Here is a 17468-nt window from a genome sequence, read left to right as displayed (position 1 = left end):
AGTTCGCTTCCGAAATCAACGTCTTACAAAGTTTTGAAGGCCGTCCCAGTGAGAGCGCCTGACAGGAATTTGTCTGGGATCGAGCAGGAACGATTCCTCCAGTGTATTGGAGCTGCGCCCGTAATTGCATACGGCACACGTGACAACCATGTTGCTCAGATTGGTTTCACCGCCGCGCGAGTGCGGAAGAATGTGGTCGAATTGAAGATTCGCAGCCTTAAAAAAGCAGTGTTGCTCAGCTGCTTTGCCGGACCAAGGCGCGTCGGCAGGATAAGCCTTCGCGATACTTTTGATAGTATCCTTTAGGATCACCGGCATCCCACAGAACCGGCAATGGAAACCATCTCGATCTAAGAGCTGCCTTTTGCCAACAACGTTCAGCATCCGTGGACGGCTACGTTCGTTTAGTGGCAACCTGGGAGGTTCCAATTGTATTGGTCGCGGTCCATGAATTTCATCTCTGTGCGCACCAACAACTGAATTGAACCAACTACCAATTGCCTGGGAGTTTGCCTGCCGAAAATTACGCACCGCTCCGTCCCAATCTCCAGCGTGGTGCATACGAACTGCTTCCAACAGATGCTCAGCGGCGGTCCATACTTCAGGTGGGGGCTCCAAGAAGCACTGCCTGGTCCGCATCATCGCACCTCCTTCAGGCCTGTGCGATGCCGAGCTTGGCTACGCGCTTGGCATGGCGCTCGCCGCCGAAGGGCGTCGTCAGGAAAGCGGTGAGGCAGGCTTTGGCCATCTCGATGCCGATGACGCGGGCGCCCATGGCGAGGATGTTGGCGTCGTTGTGCTCGCGCGAGAGCGCGGCCGAGAGCGGCTCCGAGACGAGGGCGCAGCGCACGGCCGGGTTGCGGTTGACGGCGATGGAAATGCCGATGCCTGTGCCGCAGAGGGCGATGCCGCGCGCCGCCTTTCCGGCGGCGACATGGGCGGCGAGCTTGTAGCCGAAATCCGGATAGTCGACGCTGGCGTCACCGTCCGTACCCAGATCATCGACCTCATGCCCCTGCCCGCGCAGCCAGTCGGCGAGGGCCGTCTTGAGGGCCACGGCGGCATGGTCGGAGGCGATGGCGATGCGCATGAAAGATCCTCTTCGTCGTTGGCCCGCAAAGCAGAACAAAGCTCATCCTGAGCGAAGTCGAAGGATGGGCCAAACGGGGCCCGCGCGCGGTGTGGCCCAACCATCGACTTCGCTCAGGATGAGTTGGTGGGTGTAGCCAGTGTGGTTCAGCCGGCGAGCCTTGCCATTTCTTCTTCCGAGAGTTCCGAATTGTCATAGACGTTCTGCACGTCATCCAGCTCGTCGAGCACATCGAGCAGCTTCATCAGCGCGTCGGCATTGTCGCCGGAGACGGCAACATTGACCTTCGGCTTCCACATGATCTTCGCCGATCTCGGCTCGACCTTGCTGCCGAAGGCTTCGGCGAGCGCGGTGGTGACGGCGGCGAAATCTTCGCGCGCCGTATAGATCCAGTGACCTTCCTCGTCCGACACCACATCCTGCGCGCCGGCCATGATCGCCGCTTCCATCACTTCGTCCGGCGTGCCGACGCTGACCGGATATTCGATCTCGCCGAGTTGGTCGAAATTGAACGAGACCGAGCCGGTGGTGCCGAGGGCGCCGCCGCTCTTGGTGAAGGCGGAGCGGACATCGGTGGCGGTGCGGTTCTTGTTGTCGGTGGAGGCCTCGATGATGATGCCGACGCCGCCGGGGCCGACGCCTTCATAGCGGATGTCGGCATAGTCGGCGCCGCCGGCGCTCTGGCCCTTGTCGATGGCGCGCTGGATATTGTCCTTCGGCACCGAGACGCCCTTGGCGTTGGTGATGGCGAGGCGCAGGCGCGGGTTCATCGCCGGGTCCGGCCCGCCCATCTTGGAGGCGACCGTGATCTCTTTCGCGAGGCGCGCGAACAGGACCGCGCGCTTCTTGTCCTGCTTGCCCTTGCGGTGCTGGATATTCGCCCATTTGCTATGGCCGGCCATGGGGGACCCTCTTGTTCTCGTTCGGTTTCCGGTGCGGCGGCTCTCCTAACCCGCAGCCCGGCAAATGGGAAGCTCCGGGTTCACCCTGCGCCCCCTGCCCCGGCGCAAGCGCTTGACAGGGCGCGCGGCGGTGAGACGATCCGGTCAAACAGAAGATCACGCCTATCGGGAGGAATTCAGCATGGCCGACACCCATTCCGGACATGACGAGGCGCAGCTTCGGGCCGCCCTCGAGCATGCGCATCACCCGACCCTCGCCCTCGTGCTGGTGCATCTGACGGGCGACACGTCTTTCCTCTCGGCGCGCTACCAGCCGGTCTATGAGGCGATTGGCGGCGACCCGAATGGCGGGCTTTCGGAAGAGGCGAAGGCCGAGCTGCGCGAGGCGGTTTTCAAGGCGATGCTCGATTACTGGAAGACCGGCAAGATCGTCGCCAAGCCGGACCGGGCGACGATCAAGCGGATGATGGATTATTGCGCAACGCAGCCCATCCCGGACGAGTATGCCGACTTCGCCATGCATGAGCTCGCCCTCGATGGCCGCGACAAGCTGCGCCCCGGCAAGGGCATCGAGATCGACCGCAAACAGGCCGCCGCCTTCAAGGTGCTGATCATCGGCGCGGGCATGTCCGGCCTCTGCACCGGCATCGCGCTGAAGGAGGCGGGCGTGCCGTTCGAGATTCTGGAGAAGAACCCGGAAGTCGGCGGGACCTGGTATGACAATACCTATCCCGGCTGCCGGGTGGACAATCCGAACCATCTCTATTCCTATTCCTTCGAAGCCGACCATGCCTGGCCGCAGCATTTCTCGACGCAGGACCAGTTGCTCGCCTATTTCCGGGGCGTCGCGAAGAAGCATGACCTCTACAAACATATCCGCTTCAACACCGAAGTGCTCGGCATGGACTGGAATGAGGACACCGCCACATGGACTGTCCGCACCCGGACAAAGGACGGCAAGGAAGAGCGCCTCACCTCCAACGCGGTCGTCAGCGCCGTGGGCCAGCTCAACCAGCCCAAGCTGCCGGATATTCCCGGCCTGGGCTCGTTCAAAGGCCCGGCCTTCCATTCGGCGCGGTGGGACCACTCGGTCGACCTCAATGGCAAACGCGTCGGCGTGATCGGCACGGGCTGCTCAGCCATCCAGTTCATTCCGGAGATTGCGCCCAGGACTGCGCACACCTCCGTCTTCCAGCGCACCGCCGGCTGGCTCGCCCCGACGCCGGACTATCACGAGCGCATCAGCGACGGGAAACATATCCTCTTGGCAGATGTGCCCTTCTATCAGGTCTGGTACCGCTTCTTCCTGTTCATCGCGATGGCGGATGGCCCCCTCGCCTATCTCGTCAAGGATCCGTCCTACAACCGGCTTGACTATGCGCCGAACGCCGAAGCCGCGAAGCTGCGCGAAGGCATCGAGCAATATATCCGTGAACAGACGGAAGGCCGGCCGGATCTGACCGCGGCGCTGACACCCAACTTCCACATCTCCGGCAAACGCTCGATCCGCGACAATGGCATCTGGGCCGAGACGCTGAAGCGCGACAATGTGACGATGGACACCAGCCCGATCGAAGCGATCAATGCCGGCGGTATCCGCATGAAGGATGGCCGCCAGCTCGACTTCGACGTGCTGATCTATGGCACGGGCTTCAAGGCATCGGATTTCCTTGTGCCGATGGAGGTTCGCGGCATCGGCGGCAAGTCACTCCACGACACATGGGGCGGTGATGCGCGCGCCTATCTCGGCCTGACCCTGCCGGGCTTTCCGAACTTCTTCATCATGTATGGTCCGAACACGAACATTGTCGTCAATGGCTCGATCATCTTCTTCTCCGAATGCGAGGCGCATTACATTGTCGGCTGCGTGAAGATGCTGCAGGACCAGAAGGCGAAGACGCTTGAGGTAAAGCCAGACGTGTTCGATGCTTTCAACACCGCGATCGATGCGGCCAATGCCGAGATGCCCTGGGGCTATGCCACAGCCAATACCTGGTATCGCAACAAGCATGGCCGCGTCGCCCAGAACTGGCCTTACCGGCTGATCGACTACTGGACCATGACACGCACGCCGAACCCGGCAGATTACGGCTTCAGGTGAGCGCAGCACGATAGCCCGGGCGCGGGGATTCGCGGCCGGGGCATTGGTTCTGGGTTTTCCGTCTGCCGCAGATACCTGCGAAGGCAGGTATCCAGAGAGATCAGCGCCGCGCCCGTGGCTCTGGACCCCTGCCTTCGCAGGGGTCGGCGGAGAGGAGGCCCCCAAAGTGTTGCACTCGCGATCCTCAATGCAACACGCCCGCCCGGTTCCGCAGATAAAATTTCCCGATAAGACAACGCGCTCTGAAAGAATACCGCCGCCCCAATCCGGCTGGTTCCGCACGCTGCTTATCCTCGGGTGCATGATTTTCACCCGCGCTCATCTCGAAGGCATCCTCGCCGCCAACTGGCCGGCCGCCGCCCGGCTCGTGGGCTGGGCCCGCGCGCTGGCAGGCGCCGGCGCTGAAACCCTGCCGAAAATCCTCGTCCTCGAAATCCGCCGCATCCTGCGCCCGGCCGAAAGCCTCATCCGCCGTCTGGTCGTCATTATGGCGGCGCGGATCGAAATTTCCCTCCCCAGCGCAGGCACCGGGACATCCCCGGCGAAGCCCCGTCAGTCCGCAGAGGACCGGGCCGCGTCACAGGGCGAGACGCCTGCACACCGGCTCTGCGCCCTCAGCCCCGCCGAACCCTTCCCTGTCAGTTTTTCCATTTCGCGCCGCCGCGGACCGCCCGCCTGTCCCGGCTTCTGGATGCCCGGCATGACGCGCTACGTGCCGCCGGAGCCGGAAGTAAACCCGCTCGTCTCCGCCGCGAGCCTCTTCGCCCGCCTCGACAAGCTCGAGGCCGTGCTCGCCGATCCGGAGATGCAGGCCCGGCGCGTCGCGCTCTGGATGGCGCGGCGGCGCGCAGATATACTCCGTACACGGAATGTCCGAACCGTCCCGCTGCGTCCCTGGGGCCTGATGCCGGGTGCCGGCTCCGATGCGCTTGATGCGCTGACCCACAGCCGGCTTCTCTACACCGCGCAGGCGGCGCAGGCCGCCCTCTTCGACGGCGCATGGAATACGTCCTAGGCTTCCCCTCCCCCTAACCCCCCGCAAAACCGTCTCAATCTCTTCTCCCTTCGGAGAAGGCGCTGGACGCGTTGCGGCTCTGCACCCGGTCTGTCTCAGGGCACCTGCGGACTGAGGCGGCCGCCGAGGCGGATGGGTTCGATGCGGGTGGCAAGGCCGGTGCGGTCGTCGGTTTCGATATAGGTGCCGCAGAGGGTGCCTTCGCCGAGAGCGGGCTGGTAGCGCTCGCCGGGGAGTTGCGACTGGAAGCGGTAGAGCGAGCCTTCCTTCTGCATGCCAATCACCGAGTCGTAATCGCCGCACATGCCGGCATCGGTCTGGTAAGCCGTGCCGCCGGTCAGGATCATCGTGTCGGCGGTGGGCACATGCGTATGGCTGCCGACGACGAGGCTGGCGCGGCCATCGCAGTGATGGCCCATCGCCATTTTCTCGGACGTCGCCTCGCAGTGCATGTCGACGATGACGGCATCGGCCACCGTGCCCAGCGGCATCTGGTCGAGCGCGCGGTCGGCAGCTTCGAACGGACAGGCAAGCGACTGGCGCATGAAGACATTGCCCTGCAGCTGGACGACACCGACACGGCGGCCATCGGCCAGGGTGTAGAGTTCAGCCCCCTTCCCCGGCGCGCGGGCATGGGCGGGATAGTTCAGCGGGCGCAGCAGGCGCGGCTCGCGCTCGATATAGGTCAGCGCCTCGCGCTGGTCCCAGGCATGGTCGCCGAGGGTGAGGCAGTCGGCACCGGCGGCGAAGAATTCCTCCGCAATCTGACTGGTGAGGCCGAAGCCCCCGGCAGCGTTCTCGCCATTGACGATCACGAAGTCGAGGCGCAGGCGCGCCTTCAGGCCTGGCAGGTGCTGCTGCACTGCCACGCGGCCCGGCTTTCCGACAACATCTCCGAAAAAGGCAATCTTCATGTCAAAAGCCTATGCGCCTGTCTGGCCTTCATGAAAAGGGCGCGGAAGCCTAAAGCCGCCGCGCCCTCTCCTTTCGTCAGGCCAGGGGCCTTACTTGTTGCTGGCCGAGAAGCCGAGCGATTCCTTCGTCAGCTTCTTCGCCGGATCGGTGCCTGCTTCCATGAAGGCCTGCGCCTTCAGCGGGGTTTTCGGGGCCAGCGTGATGGTCAGCTTCTTCGGGTCCTGGATGAAGCCGGACAGCGCCGTGGCGAACTCCGTGGCCACCGCTGCATCAACGCCGGCCTGCGGGGCAAACATCGGCAGCATGGCGAGCGGCAGGAGCAGGCTCTTGCGCACAGCTTCCGGATCTTCACCGGCCTGCGTGGCGTAGGCGTTGAGGGCCTTGTTGAAGAAGCCTGCATCGGCATAGGCCAGTTCGACCTGGTGCACGGCAACCGCCTGCATCAGCGAGTCGAGCATCGCTTCCGGATCGGCGGCAAGCGCATCCTGCTGCACGGAGGCGGCGGCAATCGCCTTGGTGCCTTCATACTTGGCCGAGAAGTCGAGCTTGAAGCCGTTCTCGAGCTGCCAGAAATTCTTGCCCTTCGGCAGGGTGACAATGTCCGCATCCGGATCATAGAGCGACTCGCCCGCGCCGGAGAAGGAAAGCTTCTCATAGCCGACCGAGGCCAGCATGCCGGCAAACTCTTCGCCATCGGCATTGTCACGCGGCGCAACGGTCAGGCTGAAGGGTTTGGTGACGATTTTCGTGGCGCGGCCCTGATTGTCGCGGCTGACATTGGAGTCGAGCCCCGGCATGTCGAGGCTGACACCGACGATGTCGGCTTTCAGCGCCTTGAGGCTGAGCACGTCATAGCCGGGGTTTGCCGGATCTGTCTGGATCGCGGAAGCGAGGGCGCCCGGATCGGTCGCGGCGCCTGCACCGGCCTGAACGGCCTGGCTGAAGAGTCCGTAATTGATGCCGCGCACGCCGAAGCCTTCCAGCGAGAGCCTGGTGTCCGAACCGGCCGCTTCGGAGAAATCGAACTTCAGGTTCGAGATGCCGAACAGTCCGGCTTTTTCTTCTTTCAGATCGGAGAGGTGGACCGAGTCGAGCGTGAACGTGCCCGTGCCGCTGGCATCATCGAGGTTGAAGCTGACACCGTTGACGGCCCAGCGGTCGAAGGAGAGAGCCTTGCCTTCCGGGAAGTCAGCAGCGCCGCCCTGCCCGAACAGGCTGGCGACCCAGGCGGCCGTTTCCGGCGACGGGTTGATGAGCTCGACCGATTTGATCTTGCCGGTATTGTTGTCTTCCGAGCCTTCACCGGGCGTGATGGTTATGTCGGTGAGCGTCATGCGGCCGAAATTGGCCTGGCCATCAAACATGCCGAGGCCGTCGAATTCGAGCTTCGCCGCCTTGATGACGGGTGGGACGGATGGGACGCCGGGACCGTAGACGGCGTTCATCTCGGCGCGCAGGTCCTCGATGGTCATTTCCGAGCCGTCATCGGCAATGCCGTCGCCGTCCATGTCCATGTAGGCGAAGATGCCTTGCAGCTCCTCCTCGCTGAGGCCTTCGAAAGGCTCAGGCATGGCGTCTTCCGGCATGGTCAGGGTGACATTGGTGAACACCGCCGTGTCGCCCTTGACGTCGCTGCCATCGAAGGAGAGACGGCCAGCGCCGGACTCAGCCAGGGAGAGCGCTGAAAGGGCTGCACCGGCGGTAGCTGCGTCTCCTTTTCGGACCTTGACATCCGGCAAATCGGCTTCGGCGAATACAACTGACGCGCGAGAACCGCCGCCAGCCGGGTTGTCTTTCTGCCCACATGCCGTAAGCAAAGTAAGCGCGATCATGCCCGTGAGCAGATATTTCATATTTGTTTCCTTAACTGGTTCGGCCGCGTGCGACCCACAGGTGTTGTATATATGCGTTTCAATGATGGCCATACCATGACTCTGCGTGCCCCCGGCGGTGGCCGGGTGAAGGTGCGGCTTGAGGTTAACGCAAAGGCACGCCGGCTGATCATCCGGCTGGACGAGCGCCGCCGGGAGGCTGTGGCCGTGGCGCCGACGCCGCGCCAGATCGAGGCCGCAGCGGCCTTTGCCGCGGAGCGTGTGGACTGGATTTCGTCGCGTCTGCAGCACCTGCCCGAGATCACCCTGTTCGAGGATGGCGAGACCATCAAATACCGGGGCAAGGATTGCCAGATCACCCTCGAGGGAGAAGGCCGCGTGGCGCGCCTTTACCCCGGAAACCCCCATATTCTCTCGGTTCCCGGCGATCCGGACACGACCCAGGCCCGGGTTGTGCGCTTCCTCAAGAAGCAGGCCAAGGCCGAGTTCCAGAAGGCTGTGGAGCGCCATTGCGCGACGCTGAAAGTCACCTGTGAGGGGATGAGCGTCAAGGACACTCGCTCGCGTTGGGGATCTTGCACCGCGGACGGGCAACTGGCCTTTTCCTGGCGCCTGATCATGGCCCCGCCGGAGGTTTTGGACTATGTTGCAGCGCATGAATGTGCCCATCTCAGGGAAATGAACCATTCTGCAAAATTCTGGGCCCATGTGGCCCGGTGCTGCCCGGACTGGAAGCGCCAGCGGGCCTGGCTGCGCATCCACGGAGCAGAGCTCCAGGCCGCCGGCGGATAATCCGTGTCAAGACGATTCTGCGGGGCTGGCCGCAAAAATATTTTTCTCGCGTTCTACGAGAGTACGATATTCACACTCTGACAACAGGGTTCAGAGTTTGAAGTCCGGACCCGGCGCGATTGCGGCCTCGGGCACACGCCTGGGTTCACCAAAGAAATCGAAGCCGATGGACCGGGTGCCATAGCTTCCGTCCTGGTAGCTTTCGATATTCTCGCGGAACCAGCCGAGGATGTACTGGTAGATATGCGCGTAGAAGGGCCCTGAATCGCCCTCCTGCATGGGCAGGTGGAACGTGTATTCGGCGCCGTCCTCGATGCCGACGATGAACTCGTCACCGGCCTTGCGGCATTCAAAGCGCAGGCGCAGCCAGTCGGCCTGTTTCGACACCCGGAAGGCGAGACCGAAGGCGACCGGCCCGAGCGGGCGGAAACCGCGCGGCGGGATGGAGAAAGCAAGGTCGCCGTAAGCGCGCGGCTCGAACGGGCCGGTAGGCGGCACGAGGTGGACGCAGATGCCGTCCGGCGCGCCGATATAATCGCAGAGGCCGCCGCGCACTTCTTCGGCGAGGCGCCGGATGCGGCTGTAATTCTCCTCGACGAGCGCCTGATAGGTCTCGACCGTCGCGATCAGTTCTTCAAAGCGGGACATGGGGCCGGGCCTCGCAAGCATGTATCGCCGGAGAGGCTAGACCGGATCGGCAGAGGCTTCAAACCTCGGCGCTGCGCTTCTCCACGCGCCAGGCGTAGACCTGCAGGCTGCACCAGGCGAGCACGATGCCGAGATTGGCTGCCGGCAGGGTGCCGACCGCTTCGCCGCGGATCGGGTGGACGAAGACTTCAAGGAAGCTGGCAAAGCCCAGCACGACCATGGCCGCCACACCGCGCCGGTGAAGGCCGAGGCCGAGCGCCAGCCAGACCGTGAGCGCAGCAAAGGCGATGAGCCGCAGGCTGCGGTCTTCCATCGTCGCAAAGACGCCGGTGTCGTGAGACAGGGCGGAAATCGCGATCAGCACGACCATGCCGCCGGCGCATACCGAGGACAGGGCGCGCAGGTTCGGCCCGAACCAGCCGGCACGGTTAACCGTTTCTTGCTGCCTCTCGCCGGTCATGGGCGTTACTCCCCGCATTGCAGCAGGAACCTTAGCATGACCGTCTTTTCGGCGGGCTTAAGCGACTCTGTGCAATTTTATCGGCTGGGCGACGGCGCCCACCTCCGGCTGCAGGCCGGGCGGCAGGCCGGTGCGGGCAAGCTCGAGCGCAAGCGCGGGCGCGACCCCTTCGCCGAAGCTGCGGATGACGGCGCGGATCGTGTCGAGGAAACCGGCTTCCTCCTCGACGATCTGCGCATAGCGCGCCGCGATCGGGCCGACGAGCCCATAGGCGAGGAAGACGCCGAGGAAGGTGCCAAGCAGCGCCGCGCCGATCATCGCGCCAAGGATGGCGGGGTCCTGGTCAATGGCGCCCATGGTGCGGATGATGCCGAGCACGGCGGCAACGATGCCGAGCGCGGGCAATGCGTCCGCGAGCGTGTTGAGCGCGCCGACGGCTTTCAGGCGGCGGTCGAGCTGGGCATTGATCGCCTGTTCCATGCGCTGGTCGGCGCGGGCGGGGTCGGCAAGGTCGAGCGCCATCAGGCGGAAGGCGTCGCAGATGAGGGTGCGGGCGGCAGTGTCTTCGAGGATGCGCGGGGCGGCGCGGAAGGCTTCGGACTCTTCCGGGCTTTCGATGTCGGCCTCGATGGCGACGAAGCCGCCGCGCTTGGCCTTGCGCATCAGCGTGCCGAGGAGGGTGAAGAGGTCGCCGTAATCGCTGCGGTGCCATTTCGAGCCGCGAAAGACGCGGGCAAACCCGGCGAAGGCCTCGCGGGCGACATCCGGCGAGTTGCCGATCAGCACCGTGCCGAACGCCGCGCCGCCGATCAGCGCGAGTTCGAAAGGCAAGGCCTCCATCGCGGCCGGCCCGGCCGTCAGCACAAGGCCCCCGCCGACAAGCAGGAGGACGATGATCAGGCCGGCAATCTGCAGCATGGGGCGGGGCGGTCCAAAACGATAGGTCCGCTTATCCTGACCCGCTCCTCTTAAATTCAGGTTCATGCCCGCCGACGTAGCGTTCGCTCTCCTTGTCATTCTGGCGAAAGCCGGGACCCAGGGGTCACAGATGTTGCCCTTGTCCGGATTTCTGGGTCCCGGCTTTCGCCGGGATGACAAAACCGAGGGCACATGGCGCAATGGCAACACTGGACTTTTCCTGCGGCTGGCGGGAAGAGACCCTGATGGCTGGTGAGACTGAACGCCTACCCGATCAACCGAGGCCGGACAGGCGCAATGCCTTCATCCTGCTGTTCTTCGCGCTGATGTCGGTCGGCGCGGGGAACACGATGCTGCTGGCCGCCGTGCTGCCGCAGCTGACGCGCGAAATGGCGATGCCGGACTGGATGGCGGGGGCGGTGTTCTCGCTGTCGGCGCTGCTCTGGTCGCTGTGCTCACCCTTCTGGGGCAAGCGGTCGAATATCTGGGGGCGGCGGCGCGTCGCGGCGGCCGGCATGTTCGGCTATGCGGCCTCGATGTTCCTGATCTGGGTGACGGGCTCGCTGGCCCTCGCGGGCATCCTGACGAACCTTGTGGCAGTGTTCGTCTGCCTGGCGCTGGCGCGCAGCCTGTTCGGAGCGATCGGCTCGGCAACCAACCCGGCGGCGCAGGCCTATGTCGCCGACCGCACGAGCAAGGCCGAGCGCCAGAGCGAGATCGCCTTCCTCTCTTCCGGATTCAGCGTCGGCACCGTCATCGGCCCGGCCTTTGCCGCGGCGCTGGCGGCGGTGGCCGGCATCCTCTCCCCTGCCCTGTTCACCGCCGTGCTGGCGGCGATCATGGCTTACCTGATCTGGTTCCACCTGCCGGAGACGCGCGCGCCGGTGGCCGATGCGGTGCGTATCCAGGCCGAGGCCGACGCCAAGGATCTGTGGCGCACCGAGCGCGTGCTGCCCTTCCTGATCTATGCCGTGTGCCTGTCGCTGGTGACCGGCGTGCTGACACAGGTATTCGTGTTCTCGGTGATGGACACGCTGAACGTGTCGGGGCGCGAGGCGGCGGCATATACCGGCCCGGCCTTCACGGTTGGCGCCGTGGCGGTGCTACTGGCGCAGCTGGTGCTGATCCCGCGCCTGCACCTTAAGAACAAGACGCTAATGTGGGTCGGCTGCCTGCCGCTGCTGATGGGCGCGGTGATGATGATCTTTGCCAGCAATTACGCGACGCTGATCCTGTCGCAATTCCTGATCGGGCTGGGACAGGGCCTCGCGCGGCCGGGCTTTTCCAGCGGCGCCTCGCTGGCCGTGCCGCCGCAGCTGCAGGGCAATGTCGCGGGCCTCGTGATCTCGGCCAACGGCATGGGCTATATCGTGACGCCGCTGTTCGGATTGTTCGTGTACGAATATGTCAGCCGCGACCTGCCCTTCATCCTCTGCGCGCTGATGCTGGCGGGCATGTTCCTGTATTCCCGCTTCGGAATGAAGGACGGGCTTGGGGAAATCCGCGAGGGGGAAGAGTAGGGGCGGCCGGTGGGCCTCAGCCCCAGTCTCCGAGACGAACGCTGCGGCGGCGTTGGCGGCGCATGCGGTTCTGCAGAATATCCCGCGCCACGCTCAGGGGTTCGGCATCGGGCATGCCCCGCTGCAACTCATCCCGGTTGGCACAGAATTCTGCGTAGCCCCCAAGTTCCGGTGCGAGTTCAATCACCGAGAGGTCGATCATGATCGCATCATCCAGGAGGCCAATGCCCGGGATCGAGTCCGGCACGAGGTCCTTGGGATCTGCGAAGTAGGACAGGGCATTCAGGACATGCTGGCGATCTTCGCCTTCAAGGCGCCAGTCCCGGTCCTTAAGCATGGCGAGCATTTCCCGAAGCCTTGCCAGGCGCGGCGCGATGAAATCCGGGAACTTCCCGCTTTCGATGCGCTTGATCAGGGCTTCTGCCCCGTTGATGATCTTGTCCTCGCCTGAGGATCCGAACTTCTTCTGCGCAGACTTCAGCCGCTCGCGGAAGAAGTCGATGTCCGACCCGGTCAGCTCGAAATCAATGTGGATCGTCGTATTTGGCACGGTGACTTTCTCCCAGAGGTTCAGCGTCTACGCTGAAGACTTTTTCTGCGGCGCGTCAATCTCCCTGAAAGCCAGAAAGTCACTTCAGGCGCAGATGGATGAGAGGGACGCTGTTTCGCCTCTGGCCTAGTTCGTGCCCGCGCCGGAGACTTGCGGCGACGTGAGCGACGCCAGCACCTGTTTCGTCGGGTAGCCGTCGGCGATCTGGCCTTGCGTTTTCTGGAAGGCGGCGAGGGCGAGCTTGGTGCGGCGCCCGGCAATGCCGTCGGCGGCGCCGGCATCGAAGCCGCGTTCGTTGAGCGCTGTCTGCAGGTCCTTGATCTCGGCCACGGTCAGCGGGGTGAGATGCGTCGGCCAGGCGGTGAGCGGGCCGCGCTTGCCCATGATCGCGTCGCCGGAGAGGCCGACGGCGAAGGCGTAGGAATCGGCGCGGTTATAGGTCTTGAAGACGTTGAAATTCTTGAACAGCAGGTATTTCGGGCCCTGATGGCCGGCGGGCACCCAGAGCTCTGCGAACTCGGCGCCATTTGTGTCGAACGCGCCGCCGGTGATCGGGCTTAGGCCGGCCGCGACCCAGGTTTCCATGCGGCGCTCGCTACCATCGGCAAGGCTGTAGTCGAAGTCTGCGGGCAGCGTGACTTCGAGGCCCCAGGGCTGGCCCTTCACATAGCCGGAGCGGGCGAGATAATTGGCAGCCGAGGCGAGCGCGTCGGCCTGGCTTTTCCAGACATCGCGCTTGCCGTCGCCGTCGAAATCGACCGCGTGGGCGATGTAGGTGGAGGGCATGAACTGGGTGTGGCCCATGGCGCCGGCCCAGCCGGAGCCGAGATCCTCGCGCTTGGCATAGCCCTTCTCGACAATGGTCATCAGGGCGTAGAGTTCGTCTTCCGCGAATTTCTGGCGGCGGCCTTCGACCGCCATGTTGGCCAGCGCGTTAGGCGCGTCATCGGTGCCCATGAAGCCGCCATAGCTCGTCTCCATGCCCCAGATGGCGAGCAGCACCTGACGGTCGACGCCGTAGCGCGCCTCGATCTGTGCAAGTGTGCCGGAAAGCTCGGCGAGCTTGGCTTGTCCGGTATTGATGCGGGTGGTGCCAAGCGGCACGCGCAGGTATTCCCAGATCGGCTTAGCAAACTCGGCCTGCGCGCTGGGCGCGGTGGCGGCCTGCACTTCGGTGCCGAGCCAGAGCGGCAAAGGGCGGATATCCTTCAGCATCGATTTCACCAGCGCCCGGTCATGCCCGGCGGCGATGGCGCGTGCAGAGAAATCCTTGCGCCAGGTATCCATGGCGGCATGGCCGGAGGATGCATACTGGATCGGGCCGGTTTCGGGCACAGGCGCGGTAACCACCGGGCCGGGCTTCGGCGAGGGCGGCAAGGGCGGGCCATTGGCGCAGGAGGCCAGAAGACCGCAGATCGCGGCCGTCGCCATCCATTTCGAGCGGTTCCAACCGGCAAGCAACATTTTACGCATTCCCCTTGAAGGCTGCCCGTGGCAGCGACTGTCCTTGACTCGGCTTGCCGGATTCATTACGCGCTCCGCTTTCCCAATTCCTAATCGTTCCAGGCCAGACCCATGAAAGTCCGTTCGTCCCTCAAATCCCTCAAGTCGCGCCACCGCGACTGCAAGATTGTGCGCCGTAAAGGCCGGGTCTACGTCATCAACAAGACTGACCCCCGCTTCAAAGCAAAGCAAGGCTGAGCCCAAGATGAATGGGCTTTGAGGCGCCAGAATGGCAGCCCGGATCGCCCTTTTCGATCTTGGCGGGGTGATCATCGATTGGTCACCGGCCCGTCTCTACAGCAAGATTTTTTCGGACCGGGCCGAAATGGACCGGTTCTTGTCCTCCATCTGCACGATGGACTGGCATACGCGGCATGATGCCGGCGTCAGCTTTGCCGAGAATGCCGCGCCGCTGATTGCCACCTACCCTCAGTATGAAAACCAGATCAAGGCCTGGCGCGGGCGCTGGATGGAGATGTTCGACGGCACGATTGCCGGCTCCGAACGCCTCGTGGAAAGCCTCGCCGGGCGCGGCACGCCGCTCTATGCGCTGTCAAACATGCCGGCGGAGACCTGGGACGAGGTCTACGGCGCCTATCCGATCCTGGCCCGGTTCCGTCAGATCGTCGTATCCGGCGAGACGGGCCTCGTGAAACCGGACCCGGCCATCTTCCAGCTGACGCTGGCGCGGATGGGCGGGCCCTCCCCTGACGAGGTTCTCTTCATTGACGATGCCCCGCGCAACATCGCGACGGCGGATGCGCTTGGTTTCCGCACGCACCTGTTCCGGGATTCGGCAGGCCTCGAGCGCACGCTGATCCTCGAAGGCCTGCTCTGAGCCTCGCGATTGCCGGGTGCGGGGTTCGCGCCATATAGTTGGAGGTGATGCTGCGCGCTTTCCTCCTCTCCCTGCTGATGCTGATCGCGCCTGCGGCGTTTGCCGCACCGACGGACCAGATGTTCGACCGTCTGAAGGCGGCGCAGGACGAGGCCGAGGCCGCCGATGTGGCCGAGGACATCTGGGCGACATGGCTGGAATCCGGGTCGCCCACTGTCGATGTGCTGATGCAGCGCGCGATGCTGGCAATTGCAGCAGATGAAGCGGAGACCGCGCATGAACTGCTCGACCGGGTCATCGTCATCAAGCCTGACTATCCGGAAGCCTGGCACCGGCGCGCGGGCCTGTTCCTTGCCGAGGAGAATTTTCCGGAAGCCTTCCGCGATCTCAACGAGGCGCTGAAACTGGAGCCGCGCCATTTCGGGGCGTGGATCGGCATGGGCGTAATGCTGGAAACGCTGGGCGGCGAGACCGAAGCGCTGGCGAGCTACCGCGAGGCGCTGAAGATCTATCCGCTGCTGCCACAGGCACAATCGGCCGCTGCCCGCCTCGCGAAGAAGGCTGAAGGCACGGAGCTTTGAGACGTATGCTGACGGTTATTGCGGCGTCGGTGTCCGCGCTGGGGCTTGGCGCGTGTGTGACGAGCCTCGCTTACACGTCGAAGGTCGAGAAGGCCCTGCCGGCCGAGGGCGATCTTGTGCCGGTGGCGGGCCATGATGTGCATGTGCTGCGGCGCGGCGAGACTGGTCCGCCGGTGCTGATGATCCACGGGGCGAGCGCCAATGCACGCGAGTTTTCCTGGACGCTGGCGCCGCGGCTGGAAGGCAGCGTGCGCGTGTTGATGGCCGACCGGCCGGGGCACGGCTATTCGCAGCGCTTTGCCGGCGCCGAGACGCTGGAACTGCAGGCGCGGCAGATGGCCGGTGTGCTGGACGCGCTGGCGCCGGGCGAGAAGGCTGTGATCGTCGGCCATTCCTTTGGCGGGGCCGTCGCGCTGCGCGTGGCGCTCGACCGGCCGGAACTGGTTTCGGGCCTCGTGCTGCTGGCGCCGGTGACGCATGACTGGGGCGGCAGCGGCACGGCCTGGTATAACCGCGCGGCGGCGCCGCCGGTGGTCGGGCATGCGTTCAGCCAGCTGCTCCCCATTGTCGGCCCGGCGCAGGTGAAAGGCGGCATCACCAGCGTGTTTGATCCGGCCCCTGCCCCTCAGGGCTATTTCGAGAATGCCGGGATCGGCCTCCTGTTCCGCCCGCCGAACTTCCGCGCCAATGCGCGCGACATGACCGCGCTGGAGACAGAACTGGCGGCGCAATCGGCGCGCTATGGCGAGCTGCAGGTGCCGGTGACGGTGTTTTCCGGCAGCGGCGACACGGTGCTGAGCCCGGCCAAGCATGTCGGGCGGCTGAAGAAGCAGGTGGCGGTGGACCTGGTGATCCTGAAGCATGAAGGCCACATGCCGCATCACGGCGAAGGCGACGCTGTTGCTGACGCCATCCGGCGGCTGGCGTTCGGGGCCGAGACCCGCTAAGAGCCTCGCCTTTGCTTCCCAGAATTCCGGAAAGGACCTGTCATGGCGGACAATGCCGAGATCACCAAGATCGATGAAACCACCCGGGAGAAGCTGCGCCAGACGGTCGCCAAGATCGAGCGGCTGGAGGAAGAGAAGAAAGAGGTCGCCGAGCAGATCAAGGAAGTCTATGCCGAGGCCAAGGCCATCGGCTTTGACACAAAGGCGCTGCGCGCAGTGATCCGTCTGCGGAAGATCGAACGGGCCGAGCGCGAGGAGCAGGAAATGATCCTCGAAACCTATCTCATCGCCCTCGGCGAAGCCTGAGATTGCCCCGCGGGGCAAATTCGCCTTAACTCCGCGCCATGCCGAGAGAGGTTGACGAGCGCAAGAAGCGCGCCGCGCTGCGAAAGCTGCGCCGGGCGGCGGATCTCGCTGCGCAGGGCCTCGGGCCGCCGCTGACGGATTGGGAGGCAGCCTTCCTCGAAGAGGTCGAGGCGCGGGTAGAGAAATATGGCTCTGCCTTTGCGGACCCTTCCAAGGGCGCGGAGGGCGAGGCGCTCTCCGGCCTGCAGCAGGCCAAGCTGAGGCAGATCGACAAGAAGGCCCGGGGTAAGGAGCCGAAGGGGCTGAAGGCGCGCAAACCGATGGGCATGAAGCGGCGCCCGGTGCGCGAATCTCTGCCCGAGGTGGAAGATGAGGCGCCGCCGCCTGCGCCGCCGCCCGCGAGGGCGAAGCCGGCACTGGTGCCCGCGGCGGGACTGCCGAGCGCCAGCAATGTCACGCCGCTGCGCAAGGCGAAACCGCGCCTGACGGTGATCGAAGGCGGCGGGAAAAAAACCGAAAACTGATCGGACATTGTGGCGTATAAGGAGGC

The 17468-nt window shown here is 64.4% G+C and carries 20 protein-coding genes; 10 read left to right on the top strand and 10 right to left on the bottom strand.

Going from position 1 to position 17468, the window contains the following annotated elements; all coding sequences use genetic code 11:
• Nucleotides 1-15 precede the first annotated feature (15 nt).
• From ACK4TE_RS10050 to ACK4TE_RS10040, 3 genes are all read right to left on the bottom strand, one after another.
• Nucleotides 16-318, bottom strand: a complete 303-nt coding sequence (locus ACK4TE_RS10050; protein ID WP_409911386.1) for an HNH endonuclease — start codon at nucleotides 316-318, stop codon at nucleotides 16-18.
• Between the two features lie 334 nt (nucleotides 319-652).
• Nucleotides 653-1090 (bottom strand): ribose 5-phosphate isomerase B, encoded by a 438-nt coding sequence (gene rpiB, locus ACK4TE_RS10045; RefSeq protein ID WP_409911371.1) that lies wholly within the window; start codon nucleotides 1088-1090, stop codon nucleotides 653-655.
• Between the two features lie 146 nt (nucleotides 1091-1236).
• Nucleotides 1237-1992: a YebC/PmpR family DNA-binding transcriptional regulator gene (locus ACK4TE_RS10040; protein ID WP_409911370.1), complete on the bottom strand. Its 756-nt coding sequence runs from the start codon at nucleotides 1990-1992 to the stop codon at nucleotides 1237-1239.
• 181 nt (nucleotides 1993-2173) lie between these two features.
• On the opposite strand from ACK4TE_RS10040, the gene ACK4TE_RS10035 reads away from it, so the two are divergent.
• Nucleotides 2174-4093 carry a flavin-containing monooxygenase gene (locus tag ACK4TE_RS10035; protein ID WP_409911369.1) on the top strand — a complete coding sequence of 640 codons (1920 nt, stop codon included), beginning with the start codon at nucleotides 2174-2176 and terminating at the stop codon, nucleotides 4091-4093.
• Nucleotides 4094-4394: 301 nt separating this feature from the next.
• Nucleotides 4395-5108, top strand: a complete 714-nt coding sequence (locus ACK4TE_RS10030) for a hypothetical protein (RefSeq protein WP_409911368.1) — start codon at nucleotides 4395-4397, stop codon at nucleotides 5106-5108.
• A 95-nt stretch (nucleotides 5109-5203) separates the two neighbouring features.
• Here the strand turns inward: ACK4TE_RS10030 and ACK4TE_RS10025 are convergent, their stop codons facing one another.
• Together ACK4TE_RS10025 and ACK4TE_RS10020 are read right to left on the bottom strand one after the other, a co-directional pair.
• The gene (locus tag ACK4TE_RS10025) at nucleotides 5204-6022 is read right to left on the bottom strand and encodes a YmdB family metallophosphoesterase (protein ID WP_409911367.1); all 819 of its coding nucleotides are present in this window, start codon (nucleotides 6020-6022) and stop codon (nucleotides 5204-5206) included.
• A 90-nt stretch (nucleotides 6023-6112) separates the two neighbouring features.
• Complete coding sequence (locus ACK4TE_RS10020; protein WP_409911366.1) at nucleotides 6113-7876, bottom strand: hypothetical protein; 1764 nt, start codon at nucleotides 7874-7876, stop codon at nucleotides 6113-6115.
• 51 nt (nucleotides 7877-7927) lie between these two features.
• On the opposite strand from ACK4TE_RS10020, the gene ACK4TE_RS10015 reads away from it, so the two are divergent.
• Nucleotides 7928-8647, top strand: a complete 720-nt coding sequence (locus tag ACK4TE_RS10015) for a M48 family metallopeptidase (protein ID WP_409911365.1) — start codon at nucleotides 7928-7930, stop codon at nucleotides 8645-8647.
• A gap of 90 nt (nucleotides 8648-8737) precedes the next feature.
• Here the strand turns inward: ACK4TE_RS10015 and ACK4TE_RS10010 are convergent, their stop codons facing one another.
• Genes ACK4TE_RS10010 through ACK4TE_RS10000 form a run of 3 tightly spaced genes read right to left on the bottom strand, consistent with a single transcriptional unit; the run spans nucleotide 8738 to nucleotide 10673 of the window.
• Nucleotides 8738-9295, bottom strand: a complete 558-nt coding sequence (locus ACK4TE_RS10010) for a hypothetical protein (protein WP_409911364.1) — start codon at nucleotides 9293-9295, stop codon at nucleotides 8738-8740.
• 58 nt (nucleotides 9296-9353) lie between these two features.
• The gene (locus tag ACK4TE_RS10005; RefSeq protein WP_409911363.1) at nucleotides 9354-9755 is read right to left on the bottom strand and encodes a hypothetical protein; all 402 of its coding nucleotides are present in this window, start codon (nucleotides 9753-9755) and stop codon (nucleotides 9354-9356) included.
• Between the two features lie 57 nt (nucleotides 9756-9812).
• On the bottom strand, nucleotides 9813-10673 hold the full coding sequence (locus ACK4TE_RS10000) for a motility-associated protein (RefSeq protein ID WP_409911362.1): 861 nt from the start codon (nucleotides 10671-10673) through the stop codon (nucleotides 9813-9815).
• 245 nt (nucleotides 10674-10918) lie between these two features.
• Between ACK4TE_RS10000 and ACK4TE_RS09995 the strand changes: the two genes are divergently transcribed.
• Nucleotides 10919-12193, top strand: coding sequence for an MFS transporter (locus ACK4TE_RS09995; RefSeq protein WP_409911361.1), 1275 nt, complete (start codon nucleotides 10919-10921; stop codon nucleotides 12191-12193).
• A 16-nt stretch (nucleotides 12194-12209) separates the two neighbouring features.
• On the opposite strand, the gene ACK4TE_RS09990 is transcribed toward ACK4TE_RS09995, so the two are convergent.
• Nucleotides 12210-12743, bottom strand: coding sequence for a DUF1232 domain-containing protein (locus ACK4TE_RS09990; RefSeq protein WP_409911360.1), 534 nt, complete (start codon nucleotides 12741-12743; stop codon nucleotides 12210-12212).
• 126 nt (nucleotides 12744-12869) lie between these two features.
• Nucleotides 12870-14207, bottom strand: coding sequence for a lytic murein transglycosylase (locus ACK4TE_RS09985; protein ID WP_409911359.1), 1338 nt, complete (start codon nucleotides 14205-14207; stop codon nucleotides 12870-12872).
• A gap of 111 nt (nucleotides 14208-14318) precedes the next feature.
• Between ACK4TE_RS09985 and ykgO the strand changes: the two genes are divergently transcribed.
• The 6 genes from ykgO to ACK4TE_RS09955 are packed head-to-tail and all read left to right on the top strand — an operon-like array spanning nucleotide 14319 to nucleotide 17442.
• Complete coding sequence (gene ykgO, locus ACK4TE_RS09980; protein ID WP_011648318.1) at nucleotides 14319-14444, top strand: type B 50S ribosomal protein L36; 126 nt, start codon at nucleotides 14319-14321, stop codon at nucleotides 14442-14444.
• 31 nt (nucleotides 14445-14475) lie between these two features.
• Nucleotides 14476-15084, top strand: a complete 609-nt coding sequence (locus ACK4TE_RS09975) for an HAD family hydrolase (RefSeq protein WP_409911358.1) — start codon at nucleotides 14476-14478, stop codon at nucleotides 15082-15084.
• 47 nt (nucleotides 15085-15131) lie between these two features.
• Nucleotides 15132-15665, top strand: coding sequence for a hypothetical protein (locus tag ACK4TE_RS09970; protein WP_409911357.1), 534 nt, complete (start codon nucleotides 15132-15134; stop codon nucleotides 15663-15665).
• Nucleotides 15666-15670: 5 nt separating this feature from the next.
• Nucleotides 15671-16612: an alpha/beta fold hydrolase gene (locus ACK4TE_RS09965; protein ID WP_409911356.1), complete on the top strand. Its 942-nt coding sequence runs from the start codon at nucleotides 15671-15673 to the stop codon at nucleotides 16610-16612.
• Nucleotides 16613-16654: 42 nt separating this feature from the next.
• Complete coding sequence (locus ACK4TE_RS09960) at nucleotides 16655-16918, top strand: DUF2312 domain-containing protein (RefSeq protein ID WP_409911355.1); 264 nt, start codon at nucleotides 16655-16657, stop codon at nucleotides 16916-16918.
• A 38-nt stretch (nucleotides 16919-16956) separates the two neighbouring features.
• Nucleotides 16957-17442 carry a hypothetical protein gene (locus ACK4TE_RS09955; protein WP_409911354.1) on the top strand — a complete coding sequence of 162 codons (486 nt, stop codon included), beginning with the start codon at nucleotides 16957-16959 and terminating at the stop codon, nucleotides 17440-17442.
• The last annotated feature ends 26 nt before the right edge of the window (nucleotides 17443-17468 follow it).

Origin of the sequence: Hyphomonas sp. (assembly GCF_046313975.1) — a bacterium.
GTDB lineage: Bacteria > Pseudomonadota > Alphaproteobacteria > Caulobacterales > Hyphomonadaceae > Hyphomonas.
Note: the sequence above shows the minus strand (reverse complement) of the source record. Positions and strands in the feature narration are given on the sequence as shown.

Bases quoted from the DNA above. Each gene is read 5' to 3' on its own strand.
- ACK4TE_RS10050 (WP_409911386.1), bottom strand. From the start codon at position 318: ATGCCGGTGATCCTAAAGGATACTATCAAAAGTATCGCGAAGGCTTAT.
- rpiB (WP_409911371.1), bottom strand. From the start codon at position 1,090: ATGCGCATCGCCATCGCCTCCGACCATGCCGCCGTGGCCCTCAAGACG.
- ACK4TE_RS10040 (WP_409911370.1), bottom strand. From the start codon at position 1,992: ATGGCCGGCCATAGCAAATGGGCGAATATCCAGCACCGCAAGGGCAAG.
- ACK4TE_RS10035 (WP_409911369.1), top strand. From the start codon at position 2,174: ATGGCCGACACCCATTCCGGACATGACGAGGCGCAGCTTCGGGCCGCC.
- ACK4TE_RS10030 (WP_409911368.1), top strand. From the start codon at position 4,395: ATGATTTTCACCCGCGCTCATCTCGAAGGCATCCTCGCCGCCAACTGG.
- ACK4TE_RS10025 (WP_409911367.1), bottom strand. From the start codon at position 6,022: ATGAAGATTGCCTTTTTCGGAGATGTTGTCGGAAAGCCGGGCCGCGTG.
- ACK4TE_RS10020 (WP_409911366.1), bottom strand. From the start codon at position 7,876: ATGAAATATCTGCTCACGGGCATGATCGCGCTTACTTTGCTTACGGCA.
- ACK4TE_RS10015 (WP_409911365.1), top strand. From the start codon at position 7,928: ATGCGTTTCAATGATGGCCATACCATGACTCTGCGTGCCCCCGGCGGT.
- ACK4TE_RS10010 (WP_409911364.1), bottom strand. From the start codon at position 9,295: ATGTCCCGCTTTGAAGAACTGATCGCGACGGTCGAGACCTATCAGGCG.
- ACK4TE_RS10005 (WP_409911363.1), bottom strand. From the start codon at position 9,755: ATGACCGGCGAGAGGCAGCAAGAAACGGTTAACCGTGCCGGCTGGTTC.
- ACK4TE_RS10000 (WP_409911362.1), bottom strand. From the start codon at position 10,673: ATGCTGCAGATTGCCGGCCTGATCATCGTCCTCCTGCTTGTCGGCGGG.
- ACK4TE_RS09995 (WP_409911361.1), top strand. From the start codon at position 10,919: ATGGCTGGTGAGACTGAACGCCTACCCGATCAACCGAGGCCGGACAGG.
- ACK4TE_RS09985 (WP_409911359.1), bottom strand. From the start codon at position 14,207: ATGTTGCTTGCCGGTTGGAACCGCTCGAAATGGATGGCGACGGCCGCG.
- ykgO (WP_011648318.1), top strand. From the start codon at position 14,319: ATGAAAGTCCGTTCGTCCCTCAAATCCCTCAAGTCGCGCCACCGCGAC.
- ACK4TE_RS09975 (WP_409911358.1), top strand. From the start codon at position 14,476: ATGGCAGCCCGGATCGCCCTTTTCGATCTTGGCGGGGTGATCATCGAT.
- ACK4TE_RS09970 (WP_409911357.1), top strand. From the start codon at position 15,132: ATGCTGCGCGCTTTCCTCCTCTCCCTGCTGATGCTGATCGCGCCTGCG.
- ACK4TE_RS09965 (WP_409911356.1), top strand. From the start codon at position 15,671: ATGCTGACGGTTATTGCGGCGTCGGTGTCCGCGCTGGGGCTTGGCGCG.
- ACK4TE_RS09960 (WP_409911355.1), top strand. From the start codon at position 16,655: ATGGCGGACAATGCCGAGATCACCAAGATCGATGAAACCACCCGGGAG.
- ACK4TE_RS09955 (WP_409911354.1), top strand. From the start codon at position 16,957: ATGCCGAGAGAGGTTGACGAGCGCAAGAAGCGCGCCGCGCTGCGAAAG.